17 protein-coding genes and 1 tRNA gene are annotated in these 13014 nt (G+C 55.1%); 6 read left to right on the top strand and 12 right to left on the bottom strand.

All coding sequences use genetic code 11. The features are described from left to right. Positions 1 to 15: 15 nt before the first annotated feature. Positions 16 to 468, bottom strand: a complete 453-nt coding sequence (locus ACUTSW_RS07140) for a YccF domain-containing protein (protein ID WP_006324588.1) — start codon at positions 466 to 468, stop codon at positions 16 to 18. 166 nt (positions 469 to 634) lie between these two features. Here ACUTSW_RS07140 and helD point away from each other — a divergent pair, with 166 nt between their 5' ends. Next, positions 635 to 2689, top strand: coding sequence for a DNA helicase IV (gene helD / locus ACUTSW_RS07135; RefSeq protein ID WP_445584030.1), 2055 nt, complete (start codon positions 635 to 637; stop codon positions 2687 to 2689). 33 nt (positions 2690 to 2722) lie between these two features. On the opposite strand, the gene ACUTSW_RS07130 is transcribed toward helD, so the two are convergent. Together ACUTSW_RS07130 and ACUTSW_RS07125 are read right to left on the bottom strand one after the other, a co-directional pair. After that, positions 2723 to 3181: a methylglyoxal synthase gene (locus tag ACUTSW_RS07130; protein WP_445584029.1), complete on the bottom strand. Its 459-nt coding sequence runs from the start codon at positions 3179 to 3181 to the stop codon at positions 2723 to 2725. Positions 3182 to 3303: 122 nt separating this feature from the next. After that, entirely contained in the window at positions 3304 to 3975 is a 672-nt protein-coding gene (locus ACUTSW_RS07125) for a DUF2057 family protein (RefSeq protein ID WP_445584028.1), read from the bottom strand. 259 nt (positions 3976 to 4234) lie between these two features. On the opposite strand from ACUTSW_RS07125, the gene ACUTSW_RS07120 reads away from it, so the two are divergent. After that, entirely contained in the window at positions 4235 to 4648 is a 414-nt protein-coding gene (locus ACUTSW_RS07120; RefSeq protein WP_020438813.1) for a CoA-binding protein, read from the top strand. 64 nt (positions 4649 to 4712) lie between these two features. Here the strand turns inward: ACUTSW_RS07120 and hspQ are convergent, their stop codons facing one another. Then, on the bottom strand, positions 4713 to 5030 hold the full coding sequence (gene hspQ / locus ACUTSW_RS07115) for a heat shock protein HspQ (protein ID WP_004942817.1): 318 nt from the start codon (positions 5028 to 5030) through the stop codon (positions 4713 to 4715). Between the two features lie 61 nt (positions 5031 to 5091). Continuing rightward, positions 5092 to 6282, bottom strand: coding sequence for a 23S rRNA (cytosine(1962)-C(5))-methyltransferase RlmI (gene rlmI, locus ACUTSW_RS07110; RefSeq protein WP_004942819.1), 1191 nt, complete (start codon positions 6280 to 6282; stop codon positions 5092 to 5094). A 91-nt stretch (positions 6283 to 6373) separates the two neighbouring features. Between rlmI and yccX the strand changes: the two genes are divergently transcribed. Next, complete coding sequence (gene yccX, locus ACUTSW_RS07105) at positions 6374 to 6652, top strand: acylphosphatase (protein ID WP_062870416.1); 279 nt, start codon at positions 6374 to 6376, stop codon at positions 6650 to 6652. Between the two features lie 3 nt (positions 6653 to 6655). Here yccX and tusE read toward each other — a convergent pair whose 3' ends face one another. Then, a complete protein-coding gene (tusE, locus tag ACUTSW_RS07100; protein ID WP_004942823.1) occupies positions 6656 to 6985 on the bottom strand; it encodes a sulfurtransferase TusE in 330 nt (109 codons plus the stop codon). Positions 6986 to 7096: 111 nt separating this feature from the next. Beyond that, a complete protein-coding gene (gene yccA, locus ACUTSW_RS07095) occupies positions 7097 to 7756 on the bottom strand; it encodes an FtsH protease modulator YccA (RefSeq protein WP_004942825.1) in 660 nt (219 codons plus the stop codon). 228 nt (positions 7757 to 7984) lie between these two features. Between yccA and ACUTSW_RS07090 the strand changes: the two genes are divergently transcribed. Next, positions 7985 to 8072: transfer RNA gene (locus ACUTSW_RS07090), tRNA-Ser, on the top strand. Positions 8073 to 8318: 246 nt separating this feature from the next. Beyond that, positions 8319 to 8534, top strand: a complete 216-nt coding sequence (locus ACUTSW_RS07085; RefSeq protein ID WP_004942827.1) for a hypothetical protein — start codon at positions 8319 to 8321, stop codon at positions 8532 to 8534. Positions 8535 to 8599: 65 nt separating this feature from the next. Here the strand turns inward: ACUTSW_RS07085 and ACUTSW_RS07080 are convergent, their stop codons facing one another. The 4 genes from ACUTSW_RS07080 to ACUTSW_RS07065 form a co-directional block, all read right to left on the bottom strand. Next, positions 8600 to 9397, bottom strand: a complete 798-nt coding sequence (locus ACUTSW_RS07080) for a DNA/RNA non-specific endonuclease (RefSeq protein ID WP_004942831.1) — start codon at positions 9395 to 9397, stop codon at positions 8600 to 8602. Positions 9398 to 9608: 211 nt separating this feature from the next. Then, entirely contained in the window at positions 9609 to 9953 is a 345-nt protein-coding gene (locus tag ACUTSW_RS07075; protein ID WP_006324592.1) for a hypothetical protein, read from the bottom strand. 206 nt (positions 9954 to 10159) lie between these two features. Then, positions 10160 to 10759 carry an NAD(P)H:quinone oxidoreductase gene (gene wrbA, locus ACUTSW_RS07070; protein WP_004942840.1) on the bottom strand — a complete coding sequence of 200 codons (600 nt, stop codon included), beginning with the start codon at positions 10757 to 10759 and terminating at the stop codon, positions 10160 to 10162. 75 nt (positions 10760 to 10834) lie between these two features. Further along, entirely contained in the window at positions 10835 to 11455 is a 621-nt protein-coding gene (locus ACUTSW_RS07065; RefSeq protein ID WP_445584027.1) for a LysE family transporter, read from the bottom strand. A gap of 68 nt (positions 11456 to 11523) precedes the next feature. On the opposite strand from ACUTSW_RS07065, the gene ACUTSW_RS07060 reads away from it, so the two are divergent. Then, on the top strand, positions 11524 to 12447 hold the full coding sequence (locus tag ACUTSW_RS07060; protein WP_445584026.1) for a LysR family transcriptional regulator: 924 nt from the start codon (positions 11524 to 11526) through the stop codon (positions 12445 to 12447). Here ACUTSW_RS07060 and ACUTSW_RS07055 read toward each other — a convergent pair. Next, positions 12431 to 12901 carry a helix-turn-helix domain-containing protein gene (locus tag ACUTSW_RS07055; protein WP_445584025.1) on the bottom strand — a complete coding sequence of 157 codons (471 nt, stop codon included), beginning with the start codon at positions 12899 to 12901 and terminating at the stop codon, positions 12431 to 12433. The genes ACUTSW_RS07060 and ACUTSW_RS07055 overlap by 17 nt on opposite strands. Positions 12902 to 13014 lie beyond the last annotated feature (113 nt).

Here is a 13014-nt window from a genome sequence, read left to right as displayed (position 1 = left end):
CAGGCGGAGAAAAAATTAACGCTGTTGGTACTGACGCCGGGCATTTTCAGTTCTGGCCTGCTGAGCCATCTCAACAGATACCACGCGGCGACCCACCGGCCACAGTGCGATGGCGGCGATCTTGAAATTGGCAATACCAACCGGAATGCCAATAATCGACACGCACTGCACGATGCCTGCGGCGATATGCGACAGGCACAACCACCAACCGAAGAGTACCAACCAGACAATATTCAGCAGTGAACCGCTGGCGGAAAGCAGCGCGTTGCTTTTTTCCGGATACAGCTCATTCACGTGAATGGCTTCGTTGCCGAAAGGCAGAAACGATAATTTGGTGATCTCCCAGCACGAGCGGGTCAGAGGCAGGGTAATAATCAGTATGACGCTGAATACCGTTGCGATCAGCCAGCCAAGGGTAGTGAAAAAACCGCCCAACACAAAATTAAGAATATTCAGTACAGTACGCATAGTCGTCATTCTGCTCTAATGATGGCCAAACCGCGAAGCGGTTGCGTTTGGTATCAAAACGCAAAATCTATTCTACCCTTTTTTTAGCGCTAGAGTGCCACTGCTTATCACAGGTAAACTGGCAGATATCCGTTATTTAATCTCAACATAGTCATGGCGCGCCGATATGGAACTTAAAGCGACATCGCTGGGGAAACACCTGGCTCAGCATCCTTACAACCGCGTGCGGTTGCTGCACGCCGGGGTTGAGGTGAGCGGTGAGAAACACGAATATCTTATTCCTTTCAATCAGTTGATCAAAGTCCGATGTAAACGCGGCATCGTCTGGGGCGAGCTGGAATTTGAGCTGCCTGATGAGAAAGTGGTACGTCTACACGGTACTGAATGGCAAGAAACTCAGCGTTTTTACCACTACCTGCAACAGGCCTGGCAGCAATGGAGCGCCGAGATGAGTGAAATCAGCTCCGGCGTTTTACAGCAGCAGGTAGAGCATATCCAGCGTATTGAACAGCAGGATAAATGGTTCAAAAAGTCAGAATTGGGCAAATTGCAGCAGCAGATCCGACAGTCTTTTGGCGCCTTGCCAATGCCGGTAGCGCGGCTTGATGAGTTCGACAACTGTCGGGATGACTACCAGCTATGTCTTCAGTGGTTGCAGCATGGGCTGCGCAGTGTGGGGCAGCGTAATCAGCAGTGGACAGAGCGCATGCTGGAGACGTATCACGATTTCTTCCAGACTATCGAAAGTTCGCCGTTGAATGACTCGCAAAGCCGTGCCGTGGTAAATGGCGAAGACTCGGTACTGGTTCTGGCTGGTGCCGGCAGCGGCAAAACCTCGGTGTTGGTGGCGCGAGCCGGATGGTTGTTGCGCCGTCAGGAGGCTGAACCCGGGCAGATACTGTTGTTGGCGTTTGGTCGCCAGGCGGCGGAAGAGATGAATGAGCGCATTCAGGAGCGTTTGGGCAGCGTGGCGATTCAGGCCAAAACCTTCCACGCGCTGGCGCTGCAGATCATTCAGCAGGGCAACCGTAAAGTGCCGGCCATCAGCAAGTTGGAAACCGACAGCAAAGCCCGGCGTACGTTGTTGATTACCCATTGGCAGCAACAGTGCGCAGAGAAAAAGGCGCAGGCCAAAGGGTGGCGTCAGTGGTTGATGGAGGAGTTGGAGTGGGACGTGCCCGAAGGCGACTTCTGGCAGGATAAACGCCTGGCCGAGCGGCTGGCAGGCAGGCTCGAACGTTGGCTGGGGCTGATGCGGATGCACGGCGGCAGCCAGGCGGAAATGATCGAACAGGCGGATGAAGAGATCCGTGACCTGTTTTCAAAGCGCATTCGGCTGATGGCGCCGTTGCTGAAAGCCTGGAAAAGCGCACTTAAAGATGAGGGGGCGGTGGATTTTTCCGGCCTTATTCATCAGGCGGTCAATATTCTGGAAAAAGGGCGTTTCGTCAGTCCGTGGAAGCACATTCTGGTGGATGAGTTCCAGGATATCTCGCCGCAACGTGCACAGTTGCTGGCAGCGCTGCGCAAGCAGAATAAGCAGACCTGCCTGTTCGCGGTGGGCGACGATTGGCAGGCTATTTACCGCTTTAGCGGTGCGGAGTTGACGCTCACCACGGCGTTTGCCGAAAACTTTGGCGAGGGCGCTCAGTGCGCGCTCGATACCACTTATCGCTTCAATGATCGTATCGGCGAGGTGGCAAACCGCTTTGTGCAGCAAAACCCGCATCAGTTGAAGAAACCGTTGAATAGCCTGAGTAAGGGCAACAAGAAATCGGTGGTAATTTTACCGCATGAACAGCTGGAGAACCTGCTCGACAAACTGAGCGGTTACGCCAAGCCGGATGAGCGCATTCTGGTGCTGGCGCGTTATCACCATCTGAAACCGGAAGTGCTGTCGAAAGCGTCGACCCGGTGGCCAAAACTGACCCTCGAGTTTATGACGATTCACGCCAGTAAAGGGCAGCAGGCGGAGTATGTGATCATCGCCGGTTTGCACGAGGGCAGCGATGGTTTTCCTGCGGTAGCGCGCGAGTCGGTGCTGGAGGATGTCTTGTTGCCACAACCGGAAGATTTCCCGGACGCAGAGGAGCGACGGTTGTTGTATGTGGCGCTGACACGCGCCAAACATCAGGTCTGGCTATTGCAGGATCGCGAACGCCCCTCGGTGTTCGTTGAGCATTTGCAGGATCTCGGCGTGCCGCTGCAGAAAAAACCTTGAGTTCACGGCCTGGTGTTTGCCAGGCCGCAATCACTACTTCAGGCGATCCTGCAAATAACGTTGATAATCCGGAATGGCGATTTCCACTTCGCGTTTAAACAGCGGGGAATCGATCAGGAAATCTGCAGTGGAGCGGTTGGTGGCGACGGGAATATTCCATACTGTCGCCAGGCGCAGCAGGGCTTTTACATCCGGATCGTGTGGTACCGCATTCAGCGGATCCCAGAAGAAAATAAGCATATCGATCTTGCCTTCCGCAATCAGCGCGCCGACCTGCTGGTCGCCGCCCATCGGGCCGCTCAGCATGCTTTGTACCGGAATGCCTGTAGCCCGTTGAATCAGATTGCCGGTAGTGCCGGTGGCGTAAAGCTGGTGCTGCTCCAGGACGGGCTTATTGTCTTCAACCCATTTGAGCAGGGCTTGCTTGCGATGATCGTGCGCCACCAGCGCAATGTGTTTGCGCGCGGCGATAGTGCGGGTGGTAAATTCCATCTCGATGTCCTTCGCTAATCGGGGGGATGTGCGACAGATTACTGAAACTGTTTTTCACTGCCTAGCGTTTACACCGGAAAATGCGAAGAAAGCGCGCCTTTGCGTAAAAGACGCCGATCATCTTAATGGGTGGGTTGTTTATTGGCCCACTGCAGGAAACGTTTCTGAGTGTCTTTATCTGCTTGCTGAAACCAATATTGCAGCATTTGTTCGGAAACGTTTTCACCCTTCAACGTCACCGTGGGGGCGTTTAACGCCGCGTTACCCAACGGGGAGGACGACGTGCCGGTACGAACCTGCGCAAAGGACGGCACCGAGGCCGGGCGATTCTGGCTGTTGTAATCTGCCATCAGTTTTTCCAGATCCACATTGAGCGTCACGCCATCGGGGTGCAGCACGTCGTGTCTCATCGCCAGCGCGTTACCTTTTTTATCGATAACCTGATAATTAAGCGTTTTATCAAACCTCTCGCCATCACGCACATTCTCAATGCGTGGCAACTCGATGGCTACGGAGCTGACATTCTGCGTATTGAAGGTGGCGATAAGCGGTGGTGAGGCATAGGCCTTTACCTCATGCTGCCCCGAACGTACGGGCTTGACGACTTTAAACAGTAACTGATGCTGCCCGCCATCCAGCTCCAGGCTGTCGGCGCCTTTTAACAACGATCCCGTCATTTTCTTGCCGTCGACCACGAGCAGGTCGATATCAGGGGAGAGTCTCAGGGTCGTAGCTACGGCAGGCATGCTGATACTGACACTGAGCAGCCCCGCAACCATCAGACCAAATTTCATCGTTATCTCCTTATAAGTGGCATCGTTATTAGTGTTGAATACGCCATGGACTGTGTCAAAGTTTTTCAGAATTGCGTATATATTTACAAATATACACATTTATATTCATCCTGACATCATTTGCCGAGTGAATGTTAGCAGTGACAGCATCAGACCGCAAAAGTGGCAGGGAGTTTCCGGGGGGCTGCTTTTAGCCGATTTAAGGGCAATGAGTTACACTCAGCGTAGGGAAGTCCCTGTCAACTTTTGGGAGCGGAAAATGCAAGACAACGAAATTGCCAGCCTGCTGCAACAGATGAAAACCATTGCGCTGGTGGGTGCCAGTGACAATCCGGCGCGCGCCAGCTTTGGCGTGATGGCCTATTTGCTTTCGCAGGGGTATCAGGTGACACCGGTTAGCCCCAAGTTGGCGGGGCAGACGCTGCTGGGCCAGCAGGTTTATGCGAAGCTGGCGGACATTCCGCATTCGATTGATATGGTTGACGTATTCCGTAATTCAGAGGCTGCATACGCGGTGGCTCAAGAGGCCATTGCCATTGGTGCCAAGGCGTTGTGGCTGCAAATCGGTGTGATTAATGAACAGGCAGAGGCATTGGCAAACGAAGCGGGGCTTAAGGTGGTGATGGATCGTTGCCCTAAAATCGAAATCCCGCGTTTGGGCCTTGAGCGCTGAGGAAAATAAAGGCCTGGCATAGTGCCAGGCCTTTAAGGCGAGTTTCTCAGGCCAGGGTTACGCATCAGTTTCGCAGACGTGGTGCTTGTAACTGGTGACGGATGGATTCCGCCAGTTCATCCAGCGAGGGTTGTTCGGGGTGGGCGTCCTGGGCTTCCCCATCCAGCTGTGCTTCCGCCAGATAAGTGTGCACCGGTTGGCCTTCTTCGTCTTCCATCACCACGTGGTACCAAGGGGCGAACCGCAGATCGGTATTCGCCGCTATCTCATCAGCTTTGGGCTGCTCGAGGGAGTATTCAGGGTCAATATCGATAATCACCCCCAAATACCCCAGCAACTTATGCCTAACCTGTTGTCCGATACCGAATTTGCTGGCAATCATGATGACCTCCTGAGAAACAGTGCTTTACTCTCTATATGAGGGCAAAGCAGCGTATTTCAAGTTACATCACCCGGCACGCAAAGCCTTTCAAGTACAACCCTTCAGGATAAGTTGCGATAACCGGGTGATCGGCAGCCTGACGGTACTGCTCTATAAATTGTACATCACGCCCGGCATCTACAGCGGCGTCGGCCAAAATTTTCTGGAACAAATCGGTAGGCATCAGGCCGGAGCAGGAGAAACTGAGCAAAATGCCGCCCGGATTCAGCAACTGCAACGCCAGCATATTGATATCTTTATAGCCGCGACAGGCGCTGGCCAGCTGGTTTTTGTTTTCGACGAACTTCGGCGGATCCATAATGATCAGGTCGAATTTTTCACCCTGCGTGCGGTAGGCGCGTAGCAACTGGAACACATCATCGCGCACAAACTCCGCTTTGCTCAGGTCCAACTGGTTCAGTTCGACATTCTGTTTAGCGATATCCAACGCTGCCTGTGATGTATCTACGCTGATCACCTGTGAACAGCCGCCCATCAGAGCCGAAACGGCGAAGGCGCCGGTGTAGGAGAAGCAGTTGAGTACGCGGCGGCCGGCGGAGTAATTACGTGCAGCCAGGCGACTGTCGCGCTGATCGAGGTAAAAGCCGGTCTTGTGGCCTTGTTGGATATCCACCAACAGCTTCATGCCATGCTCGGTAATGGGCAGCAGAGCAGGGGGAAGATCGCCCAGCACCGGCCCCTGAGCCAACGGCAAACCTTCTTTTTTGCGCACCGCTACGTCTGAACGATCGTAGATTGCGCATTCCGGATAGCAATGCTGCAAGGCGGTAATCAGCGCCGCGCGTTGGTATTCGGCGCCGGCTGACAGCAGTTGCAGGACCAGGAAATTCTGGAAGCGATCGATGGTCACGCCTGGCATACCGTCAGATTCGCCGGCAATCAGGCGATAGCCGTCCAGTCCATCACGTTTCGCTAACCAATCACGCCAGTTTTGTGCCTGCTGTAAACGGCGAATGAAGAAATCGATGTTAATCTCTTCGTCCTGCTGGAAGGTCCAGACACGGGCGCGGATTTGGGACTCCGGCGAGTAGGCGCCGCGCGCCAACCATTTGCCCTGGGCGTCGTGAATATCAATGGTTTCGCCGGAAAGAGCTTTACCCTCAATACGTTGAACGGCACCGGAGAATACCCACGGGTGGCGACGAAGTAAGGACTTTTCACGTCCTTTGGCGAGATACAGGCGTACGGTCATAATTAAGAATGCTGCCAGCTAGGTAAAAAGAGTGACATTGCCGTGCGGCGCACAGGCAATGCCATAAACGAAAGTTAATAAGGAGCGGATTATGACACAAGTTTGCATTGCTGCGTATGTCTATGGCGCGGTGCAAGGGGTGGGGTTTCGCTATAACACTCAGCATCAGGCGACGGCGTTGGGGTTAAGCGGTTATGCGCGCAATCTTGACGACGGCAGCGTCGAAGTGGTGGCCTGCGGCGAACAACCGCAGGTGGATAAGCTGGTGGAATGGCTGAAGAACGGTGGCCCGCGCAGCGCACGTGTCGATCGCGTGTTGGTCGAACCCCGAGGCACGGCCGATTACCGGGGTTTCAGTATCCGCTATTAACCTTTAGATGCATTTTACCGGTTTCGGCAGGCCGGCGATTTTGGTTGCCTGCTTGGCCGGGCCTTTTGGAAACAGGCGATACAGGTAACGACTGTTGCCTTTCTCTTCACCGTATTTCTGCGCCATGGCTTTCACCAGCATGCGGATTGCCGGTGAAGTATTAAATTCCTGGTAAAAGTTGCGCACAAAGCGCACCACTTCCCAATGCGCCTCGCTTAGCGTTATCTCTTCCTGCGCAGCCAGCAGCGGCGCCAGGCCCTCATGCCAGTCTGCGCTGTTTTTCAGGTAACCTTGCGCATCAGTTTCAATAATCTGGCCTTCAAACTCCAACATACTGCCTCGATAACGAATGATTCAGAACGGCCGCCAGTTTAACAAATTTTTGGTTGTCGCAAAAAACAAAACCCCGCCGAGGCGGGGTTTGAGTGTTTGGCAAGCGTTGACTCAGTTGCTGCGCGCGAAGCCCAAAATGCTTAACAGGCTGATGAACATGTTGTACAGCGATACGTACAGGCTGACGGTGGCGCGGATGTAGTTGGTCTCGCCGCCGTGGATGATATTGCTGGTTTCCCACAAGATTGCGCCGGCGGAGAACAGAATAAACAGCGCACTGATCGCCAGATGCAGGGCAGGAATTTGCAGGAACAGGTTAGCGATTACCGCAACCAGCAGCACCACAAAGCCTGCCATCATCATCCCGGACAGGAATGACATGTCCTTGCGCGTGGTCAGCACGTAGGCCGAACAGCAGAAGAACACCACGGCGGTGCCGCCCAATGCCAGCATGATCAGATCGCCGGCCCCGGTATTAATGAACGAACTGAGGATTGGACCCAGCGCATAACCCATAAAGCCGGTCAGCGCGAACGCCGCCAGAATGCCCGCCGGGCTGTTCGCCAGTTTGTGGGTCAGGAACATCAGGCCATAGAACCCGACCAGCATCAGCAACAGGCCCGGTGCCGGTAGCCCCAGCATGGTGCTGGCGGTCGCGGTCAGCGCGGAAAACGCCAGCGTTAACGAAAGCAGGAAGTAGGTATTGCGCAGAACTTTATGCGTGCTGAGCAACGAGTCGCGCGAGGAGGATGAGACGACAATACGGTCCATAATGATCTCTCTTATCAGGTCATCACAAAATTAGTTCCGATGATAGGCAGCGCAAGCGTTTGATTAAAGTTTGTTTACCAATCTTTACCCTTAGTTATCATTGCTGCCACCCTGAGCTGCCGTTGGTGGTTTCTTCAACGCTCGCACGCTAGGTGCTGTTTTTTCGTTCGGTTGAACGGCTATGGGCTTTACAAGCCGATTGGCTCTGTTTATAGTTCGGCTCGTTGCGGAGGGGTGGCCGAGTGGCTGAAGGCAACGGTCTTGAAAACCGTCGACGGGAAACCGTTCCAGAGTTCGAATCTCTGCTCCTCCGCCATTCATTCTGACCCCGTGCTCTTCGAGCACGGGGTTTTTTGTATCTGGTACACCGAAATACCCATAAACTCCTACCTTCCTTCCGTTTCTCTCGCGACCGAACGTCCCCTTGTAAACTGTCACACCGTTTTTTCCCCAATCTGTTCGATCTCATCCCCGACAGATGCGCCGCCAACGCTTGATCAGGGCAGTGCAAAGGTTAAAATAGAGTGATGCGATTGCGCTTAACTCTTTCATGGAGATAGAGATGAACTGGTATCAAGTGGCGTTATGGACCATGATTTTTCTGAAGTCCGGGGCGTTCCTGGTGTTCGTTTGGTGGTGGATGTTCAAGCGTGCAACCAAGCCTTATGTTCGCCCGGAAAACGTCGTTATTGACGAAACGCCAGAGGATGAAAATCTGACCATGGAAGACGTTATGAAGAAACACGGGATTACGCGCGTGGAAAATCAGACTCAATAATTCAGTCCCGGTATAGACAGTACCCGGTGATAACCCCGCACCCTTCGAGCGCGGGGTTGTTGGTTTTAGCTCTTGCAGCCCATCAGCTCCGGCAGCACTCCTGGCTTACTCTTCAGCGAAGCCTGTACATCCTCCGGCAGACCTGCCCAGATAATCAGCCCGGTACGCTTTTCGATCTCGCTGACCGTTACGCGGTACTGGCAGAAATCGGCACTTTTCGGGGTGTTTTGATCAAACAAGAACGCGGCGTAGTGGTTCACTTCCGGGCTGCTGTTGATAAAAATCACCTTCCAGTAGGCGCTGGGGATGGTGTGCGCTTTTTGCGTCCCCGGCAGTTTGCCCATATCACGTTCATACAGCGGGCCGGTGACGGTATACACCGAGCTGATATCCGCCCGGTCAATCAGTTTGCGTTCCTGATCTTCCAGCCGCGCCCAGGATCCCTGGTTCAAATCGGCCTTCTGCGGCGTGATGTTGGAAAGATAGTTCAGCGACTCCCAGTCAGACACCCCCGCCAGCGAGGCCAGTGGCGCCTGATGCCCACGGTCAACTTTCAACGCCGCATTGGCACCGGTGTAATCCGCCGGTACCAGCGTATCCGCCGGGTTCAGCGCCGGGTCGGTTTTCCAGTTGCGATCCTTGCCGCTGGCCGGCGTGTCCTTGGTGATGTGGTAAGCCACCCAGTTGGCGAACTTGGTGCTGCTGTTATTGTTCAGCGTATAAGCATGGCGAACGATAGATACGTTGCTACTGCCACCGGTCGGGCAACCCACCGCGCAGTTGTCGATGGATTCGAGCGTTTCGGCTGAAACCTGAGTGGCAAACAGCAGGGCGGCCAGGACTAACATCTTGTTAAAGCGCATATTCATATCCTCAATAAGTTAAAATATACTGTATTTATTTACAGTTGTTTTAACTTATATCAGTGAAATGAATACAACAATGCAACACATTCAGGTTATGAATGTGCTACAGGTGATACACAACGTTGTGTCCAATGGGAGGGGGAAATCGAGAACGGCGATAGCAACAGGCGGTTAACCTTTGATACCACCGGCTAATAGAGGCCTGTGTTTATTCCAACAGGTTATTTACGGTGCGGCGCACATACTGCGTCATTTGTGCCAGATCTTCAGGCGATACTGGCCCTCCGCCGGCACGTACTACCTGCTGTTCTATCTGAGCGATCTCCTGCTCGACCTTATTGGCAATCTGCACCTTGACGATTTTATCCACCGACGAGAGCAGGACTTTCAATACCACTTTCAGCGCAACGTTCTCGCAGAACGAGTCGTAGTGGTGGACTGCCGGCGGCGCAACGGGTGGCTCGGGCGCGCGCGGGGCCATAGCCTTGAAACTGTCTACATTTTCAATAATAAGATCCATGTCTCTTATTAGTTCATCAAAATCTTTAGACACTGACTTATTTCCCTTCGCTATGCGCAAAAACAGAACGCCCGCCATCAGGGCCAATGCCGGTGATAGACGGGCAGAACGAATTTCGACCGTGACGTTCAGGTAGTGAATGGCAGGCTGAGCGGCATTTTAACCTTGCTGCGGGTTGGCAACAAGATGGGGCCGAGCGAATCCGCGGCCCCACAGGGTAGATAACGGAAGGTTATTGCTTAACTTTTCAGCTTGGCAGTGATTTTCGCCACGTGTTCGCCCTGATAACGGGCAATGGTCAGTTCTTCCTGGCTGGGCTGACGCGAGCCGTCACCGCCGGCGATAGTGGTCGCGCCATAGGGCGTACCGCCGCGGGTGTGGGAGATGTCAAACAGTTCGGGCGTGGCGTAACCGATCGGAACGATAATAAAACCGTGGTGCGCCAGCGTGGTCCAGGTGGAGGTGATAGTGTGCTCCTGGCCGCCGCCGGTACCGGTGGACGAAAATACGCTGCCTACCTTGCCATACAGCGCGCCGGAAGCCCACAGCCCCCCGGTTTGATCGAGGAAGGTGCGCATCTGCCCGGCCATGTTGCCAAAGCGGGTAGGGGTACCGAAGATAATGCCATCGTAATCGGCCAACTCCTGTGGCGTGGCGACAGGCGCTTTTTGATCGCTTTTGCCGCCGGCTTTGGCGAAGGCGTCCGCCGGTATGGTTTCCGGCACCCGTTTCACGGTGACTTCAACGCCGCTGACCCTGCGCGCACCTTCCGCTACCGCTTCTGCCAGGGTTTCGATATGCCCGTACATTGAGTAATAAAGGACCAAAACTTTTGCCATGTTGCGTTCCCCGCTCGGTGATTGAAAGAAATGCCCCATAAGCATAGAAGTGAATGCTGAACTTATCCTTGCACCTCATTTGATGCCGGCGACCGCCAGCAGCGCACCGAAGACGATCAGCAGGCCGCCAAAGGCTCTGTCGATGCCTTTGCGCAGGCGCAGCAGGCGCGCATTGACGCCCGGCGCGGAAAACAGCAACGCCACGGCGGCAAACCAGAGAATATGGGCAAGCGCAATAAACAGCCCATAGCCGATCTGCACGCTGAGCGGCGTCTGCGGATTGACCACCTGCATAAACAGGCTAACGATAAAAATAGTGGTTTTGGGGTTTAGCACATTGGTCAAAAAACCTATCTTCAGCGCGGCGAAGTCACTGGTGGCGGCTGTGTCTGCGTGGGAAGGGGCAGCGGCGGCAGCTCCGGCGTGGCGCAGCATGCCGACACCCAGATAAATCAAATAGGCGGCGCCGATCACCTTCAGCAAAGTAAACAACCACAACGACTGTTGGATCAATACGCCAACACCGACCAGGGTATAGCTCACGTGGGTCACCACACCAGCGCCGATACCGCAGGCAGTCAGCACCCCTGCGCGGCGGGAAAGCAGCAGGCTGTTGCGCGACACCATGGCAAAGTCCGGTCCTGGGCTGATAACGGCCAGTAAAGTGATGGTGACGACGGCGAGGAGTTCAGTCATAGTTATCCTGTCAAAAAATCAGAAGAGAGTGTCTGATTTATAAGAGGAATAGCCAGCGGTGACAAACGATGAAAACTGACAGTATCAGTGAGAAAAACTCACGCAAAATTAATCGGCCGCTGTCGCTGGGCGGGCTGCGCTGTTTTGAGGCCGCTGCGCGACTGGAAAGCTTTACGCAGGCGGCGAGCAGCCTGAACCTGACGCACGGGGCCGTCAGCCGTGCGGTCAGAGCGCTGGAAGATGAGCTGGAGATTGCGCTGTTCGAGCGCCGTCACCGGCGGGTATATCTTACGCCAGCCGGGCACTCGCTGTTTCAGGCGTCTCAGCAAGCATTCGGCATTCTGGATCATACTGCGCAAACGCTGCGTCAGCAGGCGCAGGACGCGCCGCTGGTGTTGTCGTGCGAGCCAACGTTATTGATGCGCTGGTTGATACCGCGTCTGCCGGCGTTTCAGCAGGCGCACCCGGAAATCAACCTGCAACTGGTGGCCGGTGGCGGGCCATTTTCGTTTCATGACGGCATTACCGCCGCTATCCGGCGCAACGATTTTGACTGGGGGGATAAGCTGCACAGCCTGGCGTTGTTCAGCGAGCGGGTTGGGCCGGTGTGCAAACCTGAAACGCTGCGGCGCTGGGTAACCCCTGGCGACGGCCCGCCGCAGTTGAGTCACGACGCGGTACTGCTGCATTCCGCCACCCGTCCCGACGCCTGGCGGCAATGGGCGCAGGGGCAAGGCGTGGCGCTGACTGGCCGGCCGGAGCAGCGTTTTGATCATTTCTACTTCAGCCTGCAGGCGGCGGTGGCGGGGATGGGGATTGCCATCGGCCCGTGGCAGCAGGTACGCGATGATGTGGCCGCCGGCTTGCTGAGCGCACCCTTTGGTTTTATGCCGGACGGCAGCGGTTACTGCTTATTGTCGCCACAGGAAATCAGGCCGGGCAGCGCGCTTGCCCGGCTGGCGGACTGGCTGAAACTCAGTGCAGACGCCTGAGCTTTTGCTCCAGCCGCTGCCGTTGCCAACGGTTGAAAACCTCTGGCAGCAGCAGGGTGCGCACAGCCCGCATCATCACCGCCAGGCTCATGCCGCCAATCGCCCACAGCGACCAGAGATAGTGCGGATGGGTAAACCAGTTAACGGCAAACAGAAACAGGCCGATGATCGCAAAACGCACCGCCATGCGCAGCAGCTTGCCTTCCGCTTCAACCTGTCGGCGAATAGCCTGTTCGCTCTGACTGTCGTTATCCGGCTGTGCCGGCTGCGGCTGGCTGAGATCGTTCACCTGCAACCCCAACGCCGCGGCAATCGCGGTCAGGGTCTCCAGGCTGCCCTGTTCGCCATTTTCAATGCGCTGAACGGTGCGGGTGCTGAGGCCGGCAATGGTGGCCAACTGCTCCTGCGACCAGCCTTTTTCCAGCCTTAATTGCCTGATGCGGTATGTTTGCATTGCGTTCTCCAAAATGAACCATCACTGAGGCCAAGTGTAGGGGCTGGCCGCGCCAACTGCCACGACAGCGGCACGACATTCGCGCGACAGACGGGTGACACCCGCAGCCGACG

This window comes from Serratia sp. TSA_198.1, assembly GCF_052686505.1.
Note: the sequence above shows the minus strand (reverse complement) of the source record. Positions and strands in the feature narration are given on the sequence as shown.

Excerpts from the sequence above, each read along its gene's own strand:
- ACUTSW_RS07140 (WP_006324588.1), bottom strand. The coding sequence starts at position 468 with ATGCGTACTGTACTGAATATTCTTAATTTTGTGTTGGGCGGTTTTTTC.
- helD (WP_445584030.1), top strand. The coding sequence starts at position 635 with ATGGAACTTAAAGCGACATCGCTGGGGAAACACCTGGCTCAGCATCCT.
- ACUTSW_RS07130 (WP_445584029.1), bottom strand. The coding sequence starts at position 3,181 with ATGGAATTTACCACCCGCACTATCGCCGCGCGCAAACACATTGCGCTG.
- ACUTSW_RS07125 (WP_445584028.1), bottom strand. The coding sequence starts at position 3,975 with ATGAAATTTGGTCTGATGGTTGCGGGGCTGCTCAGTGTCAGTATCAGC.
- ACUTSW_RS07120 (WP_020438813.1), top strand. The coding sequence starts at position 4,235 with ATGCAAGACAACGAAATTGCCAGCCTGCTGCAACAGATGAAAACCATT.
- hspQ (WP_004942817.1), bottom strand. The coding sequence starts at position 5,030 with ATGATTGCCAGCAAATTCGGTATCGGACAACAGGTTAGGCATAAGTTG.
- rlmI (WP_004942819.1), bottom strand. The coding sequence starts at position 6,282 with ATGACCGTACGCCTGTATCTCGCCAAAGGACGTGAAAAGTCCTTACTT.
- yccX (WP_062870416.1), top strand. The coding sequence starts at position 6,374 with ATGACACAAGTTTGCATTGCTGCGTATGTCTATGGCGCGGTGCAAGGG.
- tusE (WP_004942823.1), bottom strand. The coding sequence starts at position 6,985 with ATGTTGGAGTTTGAAGGCCAGATTATTGAAACTGATGCGCAAGGTTAC.
- yccA (WP_004942825.1), bottom strand. The coding sequence starts at position 7,756 with ATGGACCGTATTGTCGTCTCATCCTCCTCGCGCGACTCGTTGCTCAGC.
- ACUTSW_RS07085 (WP_004942827.1), top strand. The coding sequence starts at position 8,319 with ATGAACTGGTATCAAGTGGCGTTATGGACCATGATTTTTCTGAAGTCC.
- ACUTSW_RS07080 (WP_004942831.1), bottom strand. The coding sequence starts at position 9,397 with ATGCGCTTTAACAAGATGTTAGTCCTGGCCGCCCTGCTGTTTGCCACT.
- wrbA (WP_004942840.1), bottom strand. The coding sequence starts at position 10,759 with ATGGCAAAAGTTTTGGTCCTTTATTACTCAATGTACGGGCATATCGAA.
- ACUTSW_RS07065 (WP_445584027.1), bottom strand. The coding sequence starts at position 11,455 with ATGACTGAACTCCTCGCCGTCGTCACCATCACTTTACTGGCCGTTATC.
- ACUTSW_RS07060 (WP_445584026.1), top strand. The coding sequence starts at position 11,524 with ATGAAAACTGACAGTATCAGTGAGAAAAACTCACGCAAAATTAATCGG.
- ACUTSW_RS07055 (WP_445584025.1), bottom strand. The coding sequence starts at position 12,901 with ATGCAAACATACCGCATCAGGCAATTAAGGCTGGAAAAAGGCTGGTCG.